Annotated in this window: 13 protein-coding genes, 4 tRNA genes and 1 pseudogene; 8 read left to right on the forward strand and 10 right to left on the reverse strand. The window is 38.2% G+C overall.

All coding sequences use genetic code 11. The annotated features are described in order from the left end of the window. Positions 1-496: pseudogene (locus tag H4J75_RS12730) on the forward strand (hypothetical protein); the annotation flags it as partial. Between the two features lie 642 nt (positions 497-1,138). Here the strand turns inward: H4J75_RS12730 and uvrB are convergent. Both uvrB and H4J75_RS12740 read right to left on the reverse strand, forming a co-directional pair. Beyond that, positions 1,139-3,136: an excinuclease ABC subunit UvrB gene (uvrB, locus tag H4J75_RS12735; protein ID WP_182222351.1), complete on the reverse strand. Its 1,998-nt coding sequence runs from the start codon at positions 3,134-3,136 to the stop codon at positions 1,139-1,141. Continuing rightward, a complete protein-coding gene (locus H4J75_RS12740; protein WP_182222352.1) occupies positions 3,136-4,509 on the reverse strand; it encodes an MATE family efflux transporter in 1,374 nt (457 codons plus the stop codon). The genes uvrB and H4J75_RS12740 overlap by 1 nt, the downstream gene beginning before the upstream one ends. 569 nt (positions 4,510-5,078) lie before the next feature. On the opposite strand from H4J75_RS12740, the gene H4J75_RS12745 reads away from it, so the two are divergent. The 4 genes from H4J75_RS12745 (at position 5,079) to H4J75_RS12760 (ending at position 5,689) form a co-directional block, all read left to right on the forward strand. After that, a tRNA-Asn gene (locus H4J75_RS12745) sits at positions 5,079-5,154 on the forward strand. 50 nt (positions 5,155-5,204) lie between these two features. Then, positions 5,205-5,280: transfer RNA gene (locus tag H4J75_RS12750), tRNA-Asn, on the forward strand. A 123-nt stretch (positions 5,281-5,403) separates the two neighbouring features. Further along, positions 5,404-5,479, forward strand: a tRNA-Asn gene (locus tag H4J75_RS12755). Positions 5,480-5,602: 123 nt separating this feature from the next. Next, positions 5,603-5,689 (forward strand) — tRNA-Ile (locus H4J75_RS12760). Positions 5,690-6,160: 471 nt separating this feature from the next. On the opposite strand, the gene H4J75_RS12765 is transcribed toward H4J75_RS12760, so the two are convergent. The 7 genes from H4J75_RS12765 to H4J75_RS12795 all read right to left on the reverse strand — a co-directional run bounded on the left by H4J75_RS12765 (position 6,161) and on the right by H4J75_RS12795 (position 15,135). Further along, positions 6,161-7,027: an NAD(P)-dependent oxidoreductase gene (locus tag H4J75_RS12765; RefSeq protein ID WP_182216280.1), complete on the reverse strand. Its 867-nt coding sequence runs from the start codon at positions 7,025-7,027 to the stop codon at positions 6,161-6,163. A gap of 824 nt (positions 7,028-7,851) precedes the next feature. Beyond that, entirely contained in the window at positions 7,852-8,328 is a 477-nt protein-coding gene (greA, locus tag H4J75_RS12770; RefSeq protein ID WP_070376488.1) for a transcription elongation factor GreA, read from the reverse strand. Between the two features lie 118 nt (positions 8,329-8,446). Continuing rightward, positions 8,447-11,665, reverse strand: a complete 3,219-nt coding sequence (gene carB, locus H4J75_RS12775) for a carbamoyl-phosphate synthase large subunit (protein ID WP_070376487.1) — start codon at positions 11,663-11,665, stop codon at positions 8,447-8,449. A 31-nt stretch (positions 11,666-11,696) separates the two neighbouring features. Further along, positions 11,697-12,836, reverse strand: a complete 1,140-nt coding sequence (carA, locus tag H4J75_RS12780; RefSeq protein WP_182222353.1) for a glutamine-hydrolyzing carbamoyl-phosphate synthase small subunit — start codon at positions 12,834-12,836, stop codon at positions 11,697-11,699. Between the two features lie 267 nt (positions 12,837-13,103). After that, the gene (gene dapB / locus H4J75_RS12785; RefSeq protein ID WP_182216282.1) at positions 13,104-13,907 is read right to left on the reverse strand and encodes a 4-hydroxy-tetrahydrodipicolinate reductase; all 804 of its coding nucleotides are present in this window, start codon (positions 13,905-13,907) and stop codon (positions 13,104-13,106) included. A 38-nt stretch (positions 13,908-13,945) separates the two neighbouring features. Further along, entirely contained in the window at positions 13,946-14,368 is a 423-nt protein-coding gene (locus tag H4J75_RS12790) for a hypothetical protein (protein ID WP_182222354.1), read from the reverse strand. Positions 14,369-14,511: 143 nt separating this feature from the next. After that, positions 14,512-15,135 carry an FKBP-type peptidyl-prolyl cis-trans isomerase gene (locus tag H4J75_RS12795; protein WP_182216286.1) on the reverse strand — a complete coding sequence of 208 codons (624 nt, stop codon included), beginning with the start codon at positions 15,133-15,135 and terminating at the stop codon, positions 14,512-14,514. A gap of 220 nt (positions 15,136-15,355) precedes the next feature. On the opposite strand from H4J75_RS12795, the gene H4J75_RS12800 reads away from it, so the two are divergent. Further along, positions 15,356-16,675, forward strand: coding sequence for a Na+/H+ antiporter NhaC family protein (locus tag H4J75_RS12800; protein WP_182222355.1), 1,320 nt, complete (start codon positions 15,356-15,358; stop codon positions 16,673-16,675). Between the two features lie 47 nt (positions 16,676-16,722). Next, positions 16,723-17,001 (forward strand): diguanylate cyclase domain-containing protein, encoded by a 279-nt coding sequence (locus H4J75_RS12805; RefSeq protein WP_182222356.1) that lies wholly within the window; start codon positions 16,723-16,725, stop codon positions 16,999-17,001. 221 nt (positions 17,002-17,222) lie between these two features. Here H4J75_RS12805 and H4J75_RS12810 read toward each other — a convergent pair whose 3' ends face one another. Beyond that, positions 17,223-17,681, reverse strand: a complete 459-nt coding sequence (locus H4J75_RS12810) for a Rap1a/Tai family immunity protein (RefSeq protein ID WP_182216292.1) — start codon at positions 17,679-17,681, stop codon at positions 17,223-17,225. Between the two features lie 261 nt (positions 17,682-17,942). Here H4J75_RS12810 and nhaR point away from each other — a divergent pair, with 261 nt between their 5' ends. Further along, on the forward strand, positions 17,943-18,851 hold the full coding sequence (gene nhaR / locus H4J75_RS12815; RefSeq protein WP_182216294.1) for a transcriptional activator NhaR: 909 nt from the start codon (positions 17,943-17,945) through the stop codon (positions 18,849-18,851). Positions 18,852-18,948: the final 97 nt, after the last annotated feature.

Consider the following 18,948-nt stretch of genomic DNA (forward strand, 5'->3'; position numbering starts at 1 on the left):
ACCTGTTGTTGAAACCACGGTTGTTACCACACCGTTAGTTGAAACAACGATCGTTGAAACGACCACGGTTGATACACCGGTAGCTGAAAAGCCAGCAGTTGAAACTACTGTTGTAGCAACAACTACGGTTGAGACAACAGTGGTTGAGACAACAGTGGTTGAAACAAGCAAAGCAGAAGTTCAACAAGATTTACCTTTTGATGAACCTCAAGTTGCAGAGCAAGAAGTTGAAACTGCAGTTGAAAAGCCAAAGCGCGTTATTTCAAGAAAACCAAGCCCTAAAGTGAGCTCAAAGGCAGGGAAAGTTTCTAGTAAAGGTAGTAAGCCAGGTAAATCATCTGCGCCAATGACTAAAACAGAATCAATTACCACCATGAATGAAGTTCCTACGGACTTCATTGCTAGTGAAGATCGTGTCAAGCATGCTTCATCGGGTAAAATGGCAAGAGTATCTAACGCAGTAAGTCGTAGTGGTGCAGGTCCAACTAAACCATAGGCCTATATAGCGTATATATTTACCACTAGGTAAAATTAAAAAAACCAGTCACTAGACTGGTTTTTTATTGTCTACGATAGAGTAAAACACCCTTTACAAAGCGGTAAAGGGTCGTTTGTTGAGATAAAAAACGCCTAAGGGAAATTTAAATTGACCTTAATGGAGATGTCTACAGCGATCATAAAATTTTAAATATCATCAAACATCACATAGTTAGCGCTAAAGTCCCTCTTACTTATAAAACAAGGTTGCAAACAAAGGGTTTTAATTCCTAAAACATATAACCCTTCCGCTGAGATACTCTAAACTTAAACTGAGCTTAATGGGGTAAGATCATCGTCTCATACCATTAATCACCGTTAGATTGGCTTATGAATAAAGGAGCATAAAGTTATTTAAGTTTCAGAGGTAATGTATATGAGTGTTATTTGGAAGAATCATGCAAGTCGACTGGTGGACTTCGTTAATAATAATAACGAAGTTCAAGCACATCTTTATCTTGAACAGCTAATGCTGTTTCCTTTAGATATTCAAGATAAAATAATCAATGACATTAGCCACTTGCCATATTGCAATTGTGAGTCCGTCTCAAACATCATCAGCCAATATATGATGTTTGAGCTTAAGTGATGACAAATCTATTTAACGAGATAGCTGCTGTTCTCTTAATTTTGCCACTTCATCACGTAAATTAGCAGCTTGTTCAAACTCTAGATTTTGAGCATGGTTAAGCATTTCACTTTCAAGCTGCTTAATTTTTTTATCAATATCTTTAATTGATAATATTTTATAATCTGAAGCTTGCTCAGCTACATTTAATAAGGTGTTACTTGAAGATACCGTACCATTATGAAGTGCATCACTAATTTTGCTAATGACTCCCCGAGGCGTAATGTTATTATCAAGGTTGTATTGATGTTGCATCTCACGTCTTCGTTCAGTTTCATCAATCGCTTTTTTCATAGAGCCAGTGATCTTCGCCGCATATAAAATAGCCCGACCATTAATATTACGGGCAGCACGTCCAATCGTTTGAATAAGTGAACGCTCTGAGCGTAAAAATCCCTCTTTATCTGCATCTAAAATCGCCACTAAGGAGACTTCTGGCATATCTAAACCTTCACGTAATAAGTTAATACCAACGAGCACATCAAACTTACCTAAACGAAAGTCACGAATAATTTCAACACGCTCGACGGTATCAATGTCAGAATGTAAATAACGGGCTTTTACATTATGTTCATCTAAGTAATCAGTAAGATCTTCTGCCATTCGCTTGGTTAGCGTTGTCGCTAAAACACGCTCTTGTATCACGACACGTTTTCGAATTTCTGATAATAAGTCATCAACTTGTGTTTCGACTGGACGAACTTCGATGATAGGATCAAGTAATCCTGTTGGACGAACTAATTGCTGAGCAATTTCATTACCTGACTTTTCAATCTCGTAATTACTCGGTGTCGCTGAAACATAAATAGTTTGTGGCGCTAACGCTTCAAACTCATCAAACTTCATTGGACGGTTATCCAATGCAGATGGCAAACGAAAGCCATAGTTCACTAGGTTTTCTTTACGAGAACGATCGCCTTTATACATAGCACCTATTTGCGGCACGGTTACATGCGATTCATCAATAATTAATAAACCATCGTCAGGTAAATAATCAAATAAAGTCGGTGGTGCTTCCCCTTCCCCACGCCCTGATAAGTAACGAGAATAATTTTCAATACCCGAGCAATAACCCAGCTCTGTCATCATTTCAATATCGAATTGAGTACGTTGCACGATGCGTTGCTCTTCAATTAAGCGGTTATTATCCTTTAAAAAAGTTGCTCGCTCTTTTAACTCGATTTTAATTTTATCTATTGCTGATAAAATTTTATCTCTTGGGGTCGCGTAATGTGTTTTAGGGTATACGGTTACTCGATCTAGCGTGCGGTCAACTTGTCCAGTCAGCGGATCGAACATCGACAAACGTTCTATTTCTTCGTCGAACAATTCAACACGTAACGCCAAACGATCTGATTCAGCAGGAAATATGTCAATAACATCACCGCGCACCCGATAAGTTGCTCGTTGAAAAGCGACATCGTTACGCTTGTACTGTAATTCAGCTAAGCGTCGTAAAATATCGCGCTGGTTGATAATATCGCCAACACTAATGTGTAGCATCATCTTTAAATACGAGTCGGGGTCACCCAAACCATAAATAGCAGACACTGAAGCGATAATGATAACATCTCTACGCTCTAGCAAGGCCTTAGTAGCCGACAAGCGCATTTGTTCGATATGTTCGTTTACAGAGGCGTCCTTCTCTATAAAAGTATCTGTTGTTGGCACGTAAGCTTCTGGTTGATAATAATCATAATAAGAAACAAAGTATTCGACCGCATTATTTGGAAAGAACTCTTTCATCTCACTATAAAGTTGTGCAGCAAGGGTTTTATTGGGGGCAATCATCATTGTCGGACGATTTAAGGTCGCAACAACATTGGCAATAGTAAAGGTTTTTCCTGAGCCAGTAACGCCTAATAGCGTTTGATGCGCTAAGCCATCTTCAATACCATCAACTAACTGTTTAATCGCTGCTGGTTGGTCACCATTAGGGGTGTAATCTGACTTTAAATCCATTGATTTCATTAAGAAAAATCCTTTGCTTGGGTAAGTTCATGCGGAAATTGTTTATCAAATAAACGGTATGAGATCATCGCCATAATAAAATTGCCAAAGACTCCACCAATGAAAAACCCTTCAAGACCATAATAAACACTGCCTAAATAGGCTAAAGGAACATAACAGACAAAAAGTCGAATAGCGCTAAGCACTAATGCCACTAACGGCTTATGAAGTGCATTAAAAGAAGAATTAGTTAAAATAATGACGCCTTGAAAACCATAACCTAAGGGAAGTATCCAAATAAAAAGTACAATAATATCTGCTACCGCTTGTTCTTTAGAGAAAACATCGGCGATAAATGGCGCAATTAACACCAGTAGCAAATAAATAAGTAATTGTAATACCATGATAAACTTTGTTGATGCTTTATAGCTTGTCTCAACCCTATGCATATTACCAGCACCAAAATTTTGGCTAATAAAAGGAGGTAAAGTCATCGACATAGCCAGCACAACTAAACAAGCTATAGATTCAATACGAGAGCCAACACCAAAGGCTGCAACAGCCGACTCACCATAATTTGCTACAATAGCGGTTAAAATAGCAGCGGCTATTGGCGTAAGCATATTAGCCCCCGCTGCTGGTAAACCGATATGTAAAATACCTCGACTCGACGCAATAAATGTTTTCAAAGGTAACAGCGTAGTGTGAATTAATTGTCGCTTGATACCAACAATATATAAAACCAATAAGAGTCCAAAAACCCAAGAGATTAGCGTCGCAATAGCCGCACCTTGTATTCCCATGGCCGGTATAGGACCTAATCCAAAAATAAAAATAGGATCTAATATCGCATTAATTAAACCGGCACTGCCCATAATTATGCTTGGCGTTTTGGTATCACCGGATGCTCTTAAAATAGCGTTACCTATCATAGGTCCAATTAAACAAATACTGCCAATAAACCAGATATCCATGTATTGATGAATAAGCGGTAATAAACTTTCACTCGCTCCCAGTAATAAAAAGGTTTCATCAATAAAATAATAACCAACACAAGATATAATACCGACAATTATTGCCGCTAAATATATCGCTGCTGTGCCTGAGTTTTTTGCAGAATCATCATTACCTTTACCTAAGGCTTTGGCAATAACAGCTGATGTGCCAATACCCAAACCTATGGTTAAACTGATCACGGTAAAGGTAATAGGAAAGGTAAAGCTGATTGCTGCGAGAGGTTGTGTACCGAGTAAACCAACGAAAAAAGTATCGACCAAGTTAAAAGTCATTAACAAAACCATACCGTATATCATAGGTATAGTCATACGTTTAATGGTTTCTGCAACAGGGTCTTCGAGTAAATTGATTTTTTTCTTTTTATTTATTTCGGTCATTTAAAGGTAGCTTTTGCTTGTCTTTGCAGGAGAATAGCAAAGTATTGTAAAAGATAGTGATAAGACTCGCTATGTATATATTTTATTTCAACTTCATTTTAATTTTTTATATAAATTTAATGTTAAAAAGAAATAAATAATAACGTTGAAATATCTTTACTTTTGTATAACTCACTGCAAATGGGTATAAAAACTGACGTTGAACAAAAATCACACTAAGATAGTAAAGTAGACAACAAAACTAACTAAGTCACTGTTATAAATATAAAAAGATAAATCATCTTTATATAGCCATTTAGCTGTAACGTGCATTCTTCACCCAAGTTACGCTTTTTTACACTTTAACTCACAAAGTTATCCACAGATTCAGTGGATAACTTTGTGTAATAGTAACTTATATAGCCCAAGTGTAAAAAAAGCACTGAACTTGAAGATAAAGCAGACTGAGTGTCGACAAAATAAGCAAACAAACAAAATAATGATTTATTTCTACATTTTGTGTTGACAGTTCCGCCACGGACATTTAATATCTCGCCCCGTTAGCCAAGACCCTTGGCAAACAAAACAATTCCTCAATAGCTCAGTTGGTAGAGCAACGGACTGTTAATCCGTTTGTCCCTGGTTCAAGTCCAGGTTGAGGAGCCAAATTAAGATGAGTGGCTTTGAATTTTAAAGCGGCTTTAGAAAAGAACAATTCCTCAATAGCTCAGTTGGTAGAGCAACGGACTGTTAATCCGTTTGTCCCTGGTTCAAGTCCAGGTTGAGGAGCCATATAAGATAAGCCTGCAATTATTTGCAGGCTTTTTTTTATTTGAATGACTACTTCAATTAATTGATAGTAGTGAATAAAAATAGTCGCTTTTCATTATTAAAGGCAACTACATAAAGAACAATTCCTCAATAGCTCAGTTGGTAGAGCAACGGACTGTTAATCCGTTTGTCCCTGGTTCAAGTCCAGGTTGAGGAGCCACATAAGATAAGCCTGCAATTATTTGCAGGCTTTTTTTTATTTGAATGACTACTTCAATTAATTGATAGTAGTGAATAAAAATAGTCGTTTTTCATTTTTAAAGGCAACTACATAAAGAACAATTCCTCAATAGCTCAGTTGGTAGAGCAACGGACTGTGCTTATATAAAGTCAGCGTTTCTCCCCGGTTCAAGTCCAGGTTGAGGAGCCACATAAGATAAGCCTGCAAATATTTGCAGGCTTTTTTTTACACTAAATTTAATGATCTAAGAAAGCTCAATAGCTTAATAGCTCAGTTGGTAGAGCAACGGACTGTGCTTATATAAAGTCAGCGTTTGTCCCTGGTTCAAGTCCATAGCTAAAGAAAGAGCTAAGGAGCCACATAAGATAAGCCTGCAATTATTTACAGACTTTTTTTTACACTAAATTTAATGATCTTAGAAAGCTCAATAGCTCAGTTGGCAGAGCAACGGACTATGCTTATATAAAGTCAGCGTTTGTCCCTGGTTCAAGTCCATAGCTAAAGAAAGAGCTAAAGAAAGAGTCAAAGAAAGAGCTAAGGAGCCACATAAGATAAGCCTGCAGTTATATGCAGGCTTTTTTTACGCTAAATTTAAGACGTTAAATATACTAATACATTTTTTGGCTATCTTAATTGTCAGACGGCTAGCAAGTTAACTTGTTAATCATCTAGACGAGCGATCAAGCTAGATGTATCCCAACGGCTACCGCCTTTGTTCTGTACCTCTTCATAATAACCGTCTAATTGTTTAGTAATGGTTAAGTCAGCGCCGATTTTTTCTGCTTCACTGAACGCCATAGCTAAATCTTTTCTCACCCAATCGACGGCAAAGCCAAAATCAAATTCTCGGGCACACATCGTTTTACCACGATTATCCATTTGCCATGAACCTGCTGCACCTTTAGAAATGGTCTCTATTAGCTTATCAGTATCAAGACCTGCCTTCTGGGCAAAGTTAAGGCCCTCTGCTAAGCCTTGTACGGTGTTTACAAAACATATTTGATTAACCATCTTAGCTAACTGACCCGAGCCTACCTGCCCCATTAATTGACTAAAGCGGGCATAAGCATCCATGACTGGCTTTACCTGTTCAAAAATAGTCAAGTCACCACCGGCCATAACCGTTAATACACCATTCTCTGCGCCGGCTTGGCCACCGGATACGGGTGCATCAATAAAGTGCTTTTTTTGCAATTTTGCTAGTGCATCAAGATCTCTTGCCAGCTCTGCTGAAGCGGTAGTGTGATCGACCAAAATAGCGCCAACAGCTAAGCCAGCGAATATACCGTCATCCCCCAAAACAACTTGCCTAACATCATTGTCATTACCAACACAGGAAAAGACGATCTCGCAACCTTGGGCGGCTTCTCTTGGACTTTGAGCTAAACAGCCACCAAACTCTTGCACCCATTGTTCTGCCTTCGCAGTCGTACGGTTATAAACGCAAACATCAAAGCCTGCCTTTTGTAAATGTCCGGCCATTGGATAGCCCATAACGCCTAAACCAACAAATGCTACTTTTTTCATATTATCTCCACGATAAATCAGCTCATAAAACCTATATTCTTCATTCATTAAATACTACGAAAAGTTGATAACAATTAATAGTAATCGTTTTATAAACATCATTTTTCTTTGTTATTGACACGATTGGAATTATTCATACTTTGTTGTAGATAACAAAAACTCCGTCATCCTGAACTGGTTTCAGGATCTGGTCATTTAGATACTGAAATAAATTCAGCATGACGACTTTAAGATCTCGTCACTTAGATACTGACATAAATATTATTCTAAACCTGATCTCTCTGACATTAACACTGAATTACTGCTTTTTTGTAGACAACAAAAACTCCGTCATGCTGAACTTGTTTCAGGATCTAGTCACTTAGATACTGAAAAAAGTTCAGCATGACGACCTTAAGATATCGTCACTTAGATACTGAAATAAATTCAGTATGACGACATTAAGATCTCGTTACTTAGATACTGACATAAATATTATTCTAAACCTGAGCTCTCTCACCTTAATACTGAAGTACTGCTTTTTTGTAGACAACAAAAACTCCGTCATCCTGAACTGGTTTCAGGATCTGGTCACTTAGATACTGAAATAAATTCAGCATGACGACCTTGGGATCTGGTCACTTAGATACTGAAATAAATTCAGCATGACGACCTTAGGATCGGGTCACTTAGATACTGAAACAAGTTCAGCATGACGACCTTGGGAACTGGTCACTTAGATGCTGAGATTCTGAGATACTAAAATAACAGGGCTTAACATAAAAAAGCCCATTATTTTCATAATGGGCTTGGTCTCTTGTAACTGGGTTTACTCTAGCTGTATATTAAATATATTCGACTGAAACAATCTCATATTCAACAACGCCACCAGGTATGGTGATTTCAACTTCAGAATCAACTTCTTTACCAATTAAACCACGAGCAATCGGTGAGTTTAATGAAATACGACCGGTTTTAAAGTCTGCTTCATCATCACCAACAATTTTATAAGTGACTTCAACTTCGGTTTCAATGTTTAATAAGGTAACTGTTGTACCAAAAAGCACTTTGCCATGATTGGGTATCTTAGTGATATCGATAACTTGAGCATTACACAGTCGACCTTCAATATCTTGAATTCGGCCTTCACAAAAGCCCTGCTCTTCTTTAGCCGCATGGTATTCTGCATTTTCTTTTAAATCACCATGTTCACGGGCAACAGCGATATCTTTAACAATACGTGGGCGTTTTTCTGTTTTTAAAACTCTAAGCTCTTCTTTCAGCTGTTCAGCACCAAGAAGTGTCATTGGATATTTTGTCATTTCTCTCTTCTTTTTAAATGATAAAGGTGGCTTACTTAAAAAGTATAACCACCCTTATATAACAATTTTTTATAAAGCATTTATCTCATAATAAATAAATGCCTTACATACTTCAATATTAATTACATTGCTTATGCAATTCTTGTATTGATGTTACCGTATTTCTATCATCAGCTGCATGAGATTGGCATGTTGCAAATGCTGCGTTCAAAGTAGTCGTGTATGCCACTTTATAGCGCAATGCTCCTCCACGCAAGACTTTAGAATCTTCAATCGCTTTACGACCTTCTGTGGTGTTAATAATATAGCTATATTCACCATTTTTGATTCTATCAAGAATATGCGGACGACCTTCTTGTACCTTATTAACTAAGCGACATGGAATATTAGCTTCACCTAGGATAATCGCTGTGCCATGAGTAGCATCGACGTCATAACCTAAAGCGACCAACTGTTTCGCTAAATCAACCACACGTACTTTATCACTGTTACGAACAGAGATTAACGCACGACCTGATTTAGGCACAGATACACCGGCACCTAAACAAGCTTTTGCGTATGCTTCTTCAAATGTCTTGCCAACGCCCATCACTTCACCCGTAGAGCGCATTTCAGGACCAACCAAAGGATCACTACCGTGAAACTTGTTAAACGGAATAACCACTTCTTTCACTGAAAAGTATGGAGGAATAATTTCTTTCGTTATCCCTTGTTCTCTTAGTGACTTGCCAGCCATGACACGTGCGCCAATTTTAGCTAGTGGCACAGATGTCGCTTTAGAAACAAACGGTATGGTACGTGCAGCACGAGGGTTTACTTCAATAATGTAAACTTCGTTATCTTTAACCGCCATTTGTGTGTTCATTAAGCCAATAACGCCTAACTCAAATGCTAAGTCGGTAACCTGCTTACGCATAACATCTTGGACTTCTTGGCTTAAGCTATAAGCTGGCAATGAACATGCTGAGTCACCTGAGTGAACACCCGCTTGTTCAATGTGTTGCATAATGCCGCCAACAACAACGTCAGTTCCATCACAAACAACGTCGATATCGACTTCAATCGCATCATCAAGAAAATGATCAAGCAAGACTGGTGAATCATTTGAAACACTAACAGCTTCTGTCATGTATCGACGTAAATCATCTAGGTCATAAACAATTTCCATCGCACGACCACCTAAAACATAAGATGGACGAACAACTAACGGAAAGCCAATACCTTCAGCTTTAGCCATTGCTTCTTCTAATGAAGTCACCGTCGCATTTTCTGGTTGTAATAAACCTAAGCGTTCAACGGCTTGTTGAAAACGCTCTCTATCTTCTGCTCTATCGATTGCATCAGGAGAGGTACCAATAATAGGCACTCCGGCTGCTTCTAAAGCACGCGCTAATTTAAGCGGTGTTTGACCACCGTATTGCACAATAACGCCTTTAGGTTTTTCGATACGAACAATTTCAAGAACATCTTCAAAAGTGATAGATTCAAAATATAAACGGTCTGATGTGTCGTAATCAGTTGAAACAGTTTCAGGGTTACAATTGACCATGATAGTTTCATAACCGTCTTCGCGTAACGCTAATGCCGCATGTACACAACAGTAATCAAATTCAATACCTTGACCGATACGGTTTGGACCGCCACCTAAAATCATAATTGATTCTTTATCGGTTGGGTTTGCTTCACACTCTTCATCGTAGGTTGAATACATGTAAGCTGTATCTGAACTAAATTCAGCCGCACAGGTATCAACACGTTTGTATACTGGGAAAATATTAGCTTTATGACGTTTTTTACGCACTTCAGCTTCGGCTATACCAATTAAATCGGCAAGGCGAGAATCAGCAAAACCTTTACGTTTAAGTTTACGCAAATAGTCGGCGGTTAATATTTTTAAACCGCCGGCAGCAACTTTAGCTTCTTCTAAAACGATATCTTCGATTTGAATAAGGAACCAACGGTCGACCATAGTTAAGCGATAAATATCGTCAACTGATAAACCTAAGCGAAACGCATCAGCGATATACCAAATACGGTCAGCGCCAGCTTCTTGAAGTTCGTGCATAATTTTAGTTTTAGCGCCCGGCTGAGTAACATCAACCATAGAGTCAAAACCATTTACGCCAACTTCTAAGCCACGTAACGCTTTTTGTAATGATTCTTGTTGGTTACGGCCAATGGCCATTACTTCGCCAACTGATTTCATTTGCGTGGTTAGACGGTCTTCACAGCCAGCAAATTTTTCAAAATTAAAACGTGGAATCTTAGTAACAACATAATCAATAGTCGGTTCAAATGACGCTGGAGTTGCGCCGCCGGTAATATCGTTAGTTAATTCGTCAAGCGTATAACCGACCGCTAATTTTGCAGCAATCTTAGCTATTGGGAAACCTGTTGCTTTTGAAGCAAGTGCTGATGAACGTGAAACACGTGGGTTCATCTCGATAATAACCATGCGGCCAGTGTTAGGACAAATACCAAACTGTACGTTAGATCCGCCTGTTTCTACGCCAATTTCACGTAAAACCGCAATCGATGCATTACGCATGATTTGGTATTCTTTATCAGTTAACGTCTGTGCTGGAGCAACCGTAATAGAATCACCGGTATGAATACCCATAGGGTCAAAGTTTTCAATCGAACAAATAATAATACAGTTATCATTTTTGTCGCGAACCACTTCCATCTCATACTCTTTCCAACCAATTAATGATTCATCAATCAATAATTCAGAGGTTGGCGAGAGATCTAATCCACGAGTACAAATTTCATGGAACTCTTCGCGGTTATAAGCGATACCACCACCGGTACCCCCCATAGTAAATGAAGGTCGAATGATACAAGGAAAGCCTAAGATTTTACTAGCGGCGTGCGCTTCTTCAATCGTATGAACAATTTCAGCATTTGGCGTATCTAAGCCGATTGCTTTCATGGCTTTATCGAAACGAGAACGATCTTCAGCTTTATCAATCGCATCAGCTGTTGCGCCGATCATTTCAACATTAAATTCTTTTAATACGCCTTTTGCTTCAAGTTCTAAAGCACAGTTTAAAGCCGTTTGACCACCCATAGTCGGTAAAACCGCACAAGGACGTTCTTTTTCAATGATCTTGCGCACAACTTCCCAGTGAATAGGCTCAATGTAAGTTGCGTCGGCCATTTCAGGGTCTGTCATGATAGTTGCAGGGTTTGAGTTAACTAAAATAACTCGGTAGCCTTCTTCACGAAGTGCTTTACAGGCTTGTGCGCCTGAATAATCGAATTCACATGCTTGACCAATAACAATTGGGCCAGCGCCTAAGATCAAGATACTTTTTAAATCGGTACGTTTTGGCATTTTTCAGTTCTCTCTATATCTTGTTTAAGGGCTAAGCTTTGGCTTCGTTCATTAAATCGATAAAATGATCAAATAATGGTGCCGCATCTGCAGGACCAGGACTTGCTTCAGGATGACCTTGAAAACTAAATGCAGGCTTATCGGTGCGATGTACACCTTGAATTGATTGGTCAAATAATGACACATGCGTTACTTTCAAATTCGCGGGCATTTTATTTTCATCAATCGCAAAACCATGGTTCTGCGCAGTTATCATCACGACATTACGTTCAAAGTCTTTCACGGGGTGATTGCCACCGTGATGACCAAATTTCATTTTAATGGTACCCGCTCCACTGGCTAAGCCAAGAAGTTGATGACCTAAACAAATACCAAAGATTGGCGTTTGTGTTTCTAAAAATGATTGAATAGCAGAAATCGCATAATCACAAGGCTCTGGATCGCCTGGGCCATTTGATAAGAATATGCCATCTGGATTCATTGCTAAAACATCAGCGGGTGGTGTTTGTGCTGGCACTACTGTTACCTTACAACCACGGTCGACTAACATACGCAAAATATTGCGTTTGGCACCAAAATCGTAAGCAACTACATGAAACTTCGAGTTTTCAGGGGTAATATGACCTTTTCCTAATTCCCAGCTACCTTCTGTCCATTGATATTGTTCTTTGGTTGAAACAACTTTGGCTAAATCCATGCCTTTAAGACCTGGAAATGCTTTTGCTTGAGCTAAAGCGTCTGTTTCTGCAGCCTCAGACATTGTATCTAGGGTCATGATACAACCGTTTTGAGCGCCTTTCTCCCGAAGAATACGTGTTAGTTTACGCGTATCAATATCAGCAATACCTAAAACATTACGTGCCTTTAGGTAGTCGCTTAAATTCTGTTCATTTCGAAAATTACTCGCTAATAGCGGTAAGTCACGAATAACTAAACCTTTTGCCCAAATAGTGTTTGATTCTTCATCTTCACTGTTGGTACCTGTATTACCTATATGCGGGTAAGTTAGGGTAATAATTTGCTCTGCATATGATGGGTCGGTAAGAATTTCTTGGTAACCGGTCATTGAAGTATTGAATACTACTTCACCAACAGCCGCTCCGTCTGCACCAATAGCGGTGCCTTTAAATACAGTGCCGTCTTCAAGCACTAAAATGGCAGATTTAGTCAATTTAACCTCCGTAAAGAAGAAAGAAGCTTAACGATGCAACTAAAAAACATCATTAAGTACAAATTACGTGTCGGCTGTTTCCTAATGAAACACCCATAAAAAATGCCAAAAATTTCGTTATTACTAACAGAACTACTAAATTTTTGACAAAATCCACTTATTTTACGCTTGTATCACATGTTCGTCTAGCGATAATTGTAAAAACTAAGCGTTTAATTGAATATTCAGTTAAAACAGCCAAAAGTAACTGTTTTCTCTAAAAATAAATTACTTCAAGCCTAAAACATCTTGCATATCATAAAAACCATTATCTGCTTCACTTAACCAGAATGCGGCTCTCATAGCACCTAATGCGAAAGTCATTCTTGAACTTGCGCGATGGGTGATTTCTAACCGTTCACCAATATCAGCAAAAAAAGCGGTGTGCTCTCCAACGATATCTCCAGCTCTTACTGTCGCAAAACCTATGGTTTCTTTATCACGTTCTCCTGTGATACCTTCGCGACCATAAACAGCCACTTTATTTAAGTCTCTACCTAAAGTGTCTGCTATAACTTGCCCCATTTTTACTGCTGTACCTGATGGAGCATCTTTCTTAAATCTGTGGTGTGCTTCAAATATTTCTATATCAGTATAGTCACCAATTGCTTTTGCGGTAACTTCTAGTAGCTTAAACATTAAATTAACACCGACACTAGTATTTGGCGCTAAAATCACCGGCATAAGTTCGCCTGCTTTTTCAATAATACTCACTTGCTCGTCACTGAAGCCCGTGGTACCAATAACGAGAGCTTTATGATGTTGTTGACACCATTTTAGGTTGTCTAAAGTGGTTTGAATAGCCGTAAAGTCAATAAAAACATCAGCATCGAGTAAGTCGTTTAAGTTAGTTGCTGTTTTTTGGCCAATAGCACCAATACCGGCGAGTTCGCCTAAGTCAAAATTAACAAACGATGAAGACGCTCGAACCGTACCACCAACAAGTTCAATAGACTTATGCTCAACGGCTGCTTGAATTAAGTTACGGCCCATACGGCCGCTGCATCCTAAAATGGCTACTTTTACTTTCATTTTAATCTCTATAAAATTATTTTATCTACTAGATTACTTTAGCGTACTAACGCTAATGGCAATGCTAATTCAATACTATTGGATAAGTCGTGTGAAACCACACTCATTATTTTAAACTGCTCATCTATCTTAACTACATGGAAAAATGCGGTAAAATCAGCAAAAACTTGATCTTTGTCATCAAAGAAAGCCCAATCAACACATATATCGATAGACGAATTATCTGCATAATTATAACTTGCTGTAGTTGGTATTATCTTTCGGGTTTTTGCATGCGTTAAAACAGTAAAAATATCTTTAAACTCTTGATTGAAACTTTCACTATTCACTAAATAAGCAATTTTATCTGGGGTATGTAATGTACAAGGTAAATGATAACAAGCGCGGGCTGCCTCTAAATCACAATGTTCAAAGGCAGTAATATAATCTTTAAATAATTTGATCAGTGCTTGCTCTAACATACATCCCTACTTGATTGCTTTGTTATGGTTAATCACTATGGGTTTATATTTTATTATTTTAGCGTATTCGTCGTTCTTTGCCATCTATGGCATCACGACATACAGGCATAAAAAAGCCCTCAACGGAGGGCTTTAAAAACTAATTAGCTAACAATTGCTAATAATTCAACGTCAAATACTAACGTTGAATAAGGTGGTATAGCACCTTGTGAGCCTTGCTCACCGTATGCCAAATGGTAAGGAACGTATAAACGCCACTTAGAACCTTCGGTCATTAACTGTAATGCTTCAGTCCAACCTGGGATAACACCACCAATTGGGAATTCAGCAGGTTGACCGCGATCTACAGAACTATCAAAAATGTCGCCATTGATGAAAGTACCATGATAATGAGTACGAACTGTGCTTGCTGCTGTTGGCTTCTCGCCATCGCCTGTTGCTAAAACTTCATATTGAAGGCCAGATTCAGTAACAGTTACTTCATCACGCTTAGCATTTTCAGCTAAGAATTTTTCGCCTTCAGCTGACATTTCTTTAGCTGCGGCTTGCTCTAACTCTTGCATTTTTTTAGAAACAACAGAAAACGCGGCATTTAAATCTTCGTCTGATACTTGGCTTGCTGAATTAGCAATAGCATCGGCCAAACCTGCTTGTACAGCAGATACGTCAAACTCTTTAAAAGGGTTATTACGTAATTGATCACCTAATTGACGACCTACGCCGTAACTTACACGTTGCTCAATTGTTTCAAATGTATTCTCTGACATGATATTCCTTATGTTTTCGCCGACACAGTTATTGTGTAAAAATGGCAATTAGATAAAAATTCGCGATAGGATAACATAAACAGCTACTGGTCTGTAGCTTGAACTTAAGACATTTGGTTATTTTATATAATTTCCGGTTATGGCTATGCTTTCGTTATTATTTTGCTATCGATTTAGTTTACGATAGACTAGCGTTAACTTAATGTTAAAGATAAATTTTATGAATAAAGATATCGTTATTTCTTCTCCAGAGAAGCGTTTACTTAGCCTGTTACCTTTTGGGGTTTTTCTTGGTTTATTTCTGGGCACCGGTATTGTCCTTACCCTACAAGGCGTTGAGTTTGCTTTTTATCAACTCCCCGCCAGCATCGCTATTATTCCAGCCATCTTAGTGGCTATATATTTAGGTAAAGACAGTATTAATGATCAAGTAAGCCAATTTATTTCTGGAGCTGGCCATGCAAACATTATTACTATGTGTGTTATTTATCTACTCGCCGGTGCTTTTGCAACAGTTGCCAAAACAACTGGGAGTGTTGATGCGAGCGTTCAGCTAGGTTTATCTTTTTTCCCTGATTACTTATTACTGCCAGGCTTATTTTTAGTTGCGGCTTTTATTGCTACCGCCATGGGTACTTCAATGGGCACCATCGCTGCGATTGCGCCGGTGGCATTAGGCTTTATAGAGTCTGCTGATTTAGACGCTTCAATTGTTGCTGGCTGTATTATTTCAGGCGCTATTTTTGGCGATAATTTATCAATAATATCTGACACCACCATAGCATCGACGCGCAGTCAGGGTGCGCACATGAAAGACAAATTTAAAGTCAATTTTAAATTTGCCGTACCTGCGGCAATTTTATGTCTCATTATTTATGCTTCAATGGGAATTAGTATTCCGCATGAACAAACCCAAGATATTAACGTACTTGGCTTATTACCCTATTTGGTCATACTAACGTTAGCGTTAATGGGTCTTAATGTGTTTGTCGTATTAATTGTTGGTATTATCCTCGCGGCTGCAATAGGCATGTACGACAATGGCTATCAATTATCGGCATGGGTCAGTGATATCAATGCTGGCTTTGCTAGTATGCAAGACATTTTCATTCTTTCGCTGTTTATTGGTGGTTTAAGCGAACTGATCAAACGCCAAGGAGGCTTAGCCGCGCTAACCCATGCAATTGAGCACTTTGCGCGAAAGCTCAACCCCAACAATAAAAAACGTGCCGCCGGTTTAGGTATCGCTTCGTTAGCATTTACTTGTAACTTTTTTACCGCAAATAATACCGTATCAATTATTGTTACTGGTGAAACAGCGAAAGAGTTAGCAGAAGATGGACAAGTCAGCCCAGCACACTCGGCAAGTTTATTAGATATTTACGCTTGTATTAACCAAGGTTTACTGCCTTATGGTGCGCAAGCTTTACTGCTAGGAGCAACCTTGAAAATATCACCTATTGAAGTGGTATCAAGTGCTTTTTATCCGATGATCTTGCTAGTTGTCGCCAGCATAGCTTTTTGGCGCATCACTAAGTAGCTTACCAATATTAGGCTTTCGTTACTCTATTCTAGATTCTTGCGTGATTGACTCGTTTAGGAGGTGATGAATTTACCATTATATTAAAAGACGTTGTTTGTATTAGTGAAATTAATGAGGTAACCGAGCGTATTTTAGCTAAAATGAACGAACCCTATATTATTGATAAGTTATCTTTATATTGCCACGCAAGTGTTGGAATGGCATGGAATAAAGATAAAACTAGCTCACCGGAATTACTGATGCAACAAGCTGATTCGGCTATGTACCAAGCGAAGGAAAAAGGTAAGCAGAGTTGTCATACTTTTAATTACACAACTCACTAAATATTAGCTAACTGCTAATATAACAGCCCTTTAAGCATTACGGGTTATTGAGCAATAATTCAAGTTTGTTGGCAACAATAAAAATGCCAAGTTAACGACATAGCGCTATCGGCACTAAACAACAGTAAATAAGACGTTATAACGTGATTATCGATAAGTGAAACACCAAAGTAGCGAAGTGCTCTACATGCCGCTAGACAGCGATTTATCTGCCTTGATGATCAACATGGAAATTCTGAAACTAACGCTTCAAATAATACCTCTTTCAAAGATTTCGTCTGTAAGTCATCTATTTTCATCGACTTGGCTACTTTAGAGACCACTTTCCTTCGGTCTTCTTCAAGAGGAATGCAAAACTCATGTTCACCGCCTTTCTCTGTCAATGATGACCTCGCTGTAACACGAGTATTGTAGGCTCTTTTGACAAAATCACTGACTGGCGCTCGAGGATTATCAATTAACGCCTCTGGTTTTACTACCGCACTTTCTGAAAGTAAAGATGAATCGATAAACCCATCGATATAAAGTTTGCATGGATTAATTTCACTACGGTCTATACCCTGTTGGTATGCTTTACACGATTTAATAATATCAGACTTAAAGTCGGCAAATACTGAGCCACTTGCTAATAAAAAACCAACGAAAATAAATTTAGCTATAAAATTTTTAGTGAACTTCATTGTTAAAATCCCTTAATTCAATTAATTTTCCAGATAACCACTCGTATTAATATTCTGCAAGTAATGGCAAAAACTACAATAATAGCCAACTTTAGTGCTTAACCATCCTAACCTAAGCAGTTTTATCTTTCTAGATATTTTACAATCCGAAAGTAAAACAATAAAAGCTGTTTGTTGTTACTTCTTTATTAGAAAAAAGTTGACAAAAAATCTAAGGATTATTATTTTTAATAGCTATAGGTAAATCATTAAGAGAACATTATGGCCAAACTAAACTATCACCACCTACAGTATTTTAATGCGATAGTAAAACATGGCAGTATTGCCCAAGCATCAAAAATTATTCATATAACTCCGCAAACGTTGAGTGCCCAACTCAGTACTTTTGAAGATCAATTAGGCTACCTGTTATTTGAACGAAAAGGGAAACGTTTAGTGCTGAACGAAATGGGACGCTTGACATATAGTTATAGCGAAGAAATCTTTAGTTTAGGAGACGAATTACTTTATTCACTTAAAAATCACTCAGCAGATTTTGCTTCCCGCTTTTCAATAGGTGTTACAGATGTGATAGCAAAAGTATTTTCTTTTCATTTCCTAAAGCAAATTTATACCATGGATAGTTCGATAAAATTAATCTGTAAGGAAACGAGTTTAGAGGTATTACTTGGAGAGTTGGCGATAAATAAATTAGACGCGATATTAACTGATACTCCCCTGCCTACGACTTCCCCGTTAAAGGCATATAGCCATGCTATCGGAAAAAGCGGTTTTAGCTTTTTTGCTCACCATAATTTGGCTGATAAATTACAGGCTAACTTTCCTTACTCACTCGATGGACAATCATTTTTCATTGCTGGTGAAGGTACAAATCAACGTTTAAGTGTACTTTCTTGGTTTAATCAATTGAGTATCTCGCCATTAATTATTGGAGAGTTTGATGATTCGATATTAACTAAGTATTTTGGTCAGGCGGGTTATGGTGTTTTTTGTGCCCCAACAATTATTGAAGATCACGTTATGGAACAGTTTAACGTGAGCATTATCGGAAAAACCAATGATATAACCGAACATTACTACTTGATCTCACCCGAACGTAAAGTCAAACATCCAGCGGTTCAACATTTATTAACCGAAGGCAAAAAACTATTTAAACAACCAATGGCTTAAACTTATTAAATAGTTAGCAAAATAAAGCCCCTAGATGGGGCCTGGGTAAACGTCTTTATTTTTCAATATTTATACTATGCTAAAGCCGTCATTCATT

It is taken from the genome of Colwellia sp. BRX10-1 (assembly GCF_014077545.1).
Classification (GTDB): Bacteria; Pseudomonadota; Gammaproteobacteria; order Enterobacterales; family Alteromonadaceae; genus Colwellia_A.

Coding starts and splice junctions, on each gene's coding strand:
- greA (WP_070376488.1), bottom strand. CDS start 8,328: ATGACAAAATATCCAATGACACTTCTTGGTGCTGAACAGCTGAAAGAA.
- H4J75_RS12795 (WP_182216286.1), bottom strand. CDS start 15,135: ATGTCAGAGAATACATTTGAAACAATTGAGCAACGTGTAAGTTACGGC.
- nhaR (WP_182216294.1), top strand. CDS start 17,943: ATGGCCAAACTAAACTATCACCACCTACAGTATTTTAATGCGATAGTA.
- H4J75_RS12790 (WP_182222354.1), bottom strand. CDS start 14,368: ATGTTAGAGCAAGCACTGATCAAATTATTTAAAGATTATATTACTGCC.
- H4J75_RS12765 (WP_182216280.1), bottom strand. CDS start 7,027: ATGAAAAAAGTAGCATTTGTTGGTTTAGGCGTTATGGGCTATCCAATG.
- dapB (WP_182216282.1), bottom strand. CDS start 13,907: ATGAAAGTAAAAGTAGCCATTTTAGGATGCAGCGGCCGTATGGGCCGT.
- H4J75_RS12800 (WP_182222355.1), top strand. CDS start 15,356: ATGAATAAAGATATCGTTATTTCTTCTCCAGAGAAGCGTTTACTTAGC.
- H4J75_RS12740 (WP_182222352.1), bottom strand. CDS start 4,509: ATGACCGAAATAAATAAAAAGAAAAAAATCAATTTACTCGAAGACCCT.
- uvrB (WP_182222351.1), bottom strand. CDS start 3,136: ATGAAATCAATGGATTTAAAGTCAGATTACACCCCTAATGGTGACCAA.
- carB (WP_070376487.1), bottom strand. CDS start 11,665: ATGCCAAAACGTACCGATTTAAAAAGTATCTTGATCTTAGGCGCTGGC.
- H4J75_RS12810 (WP_182216292.1), bottom strand. CDS start 17,681: ATGAAGTTCACTAAAAATTTTATAGCTAAATTTATTTTCGTTGGTTTT.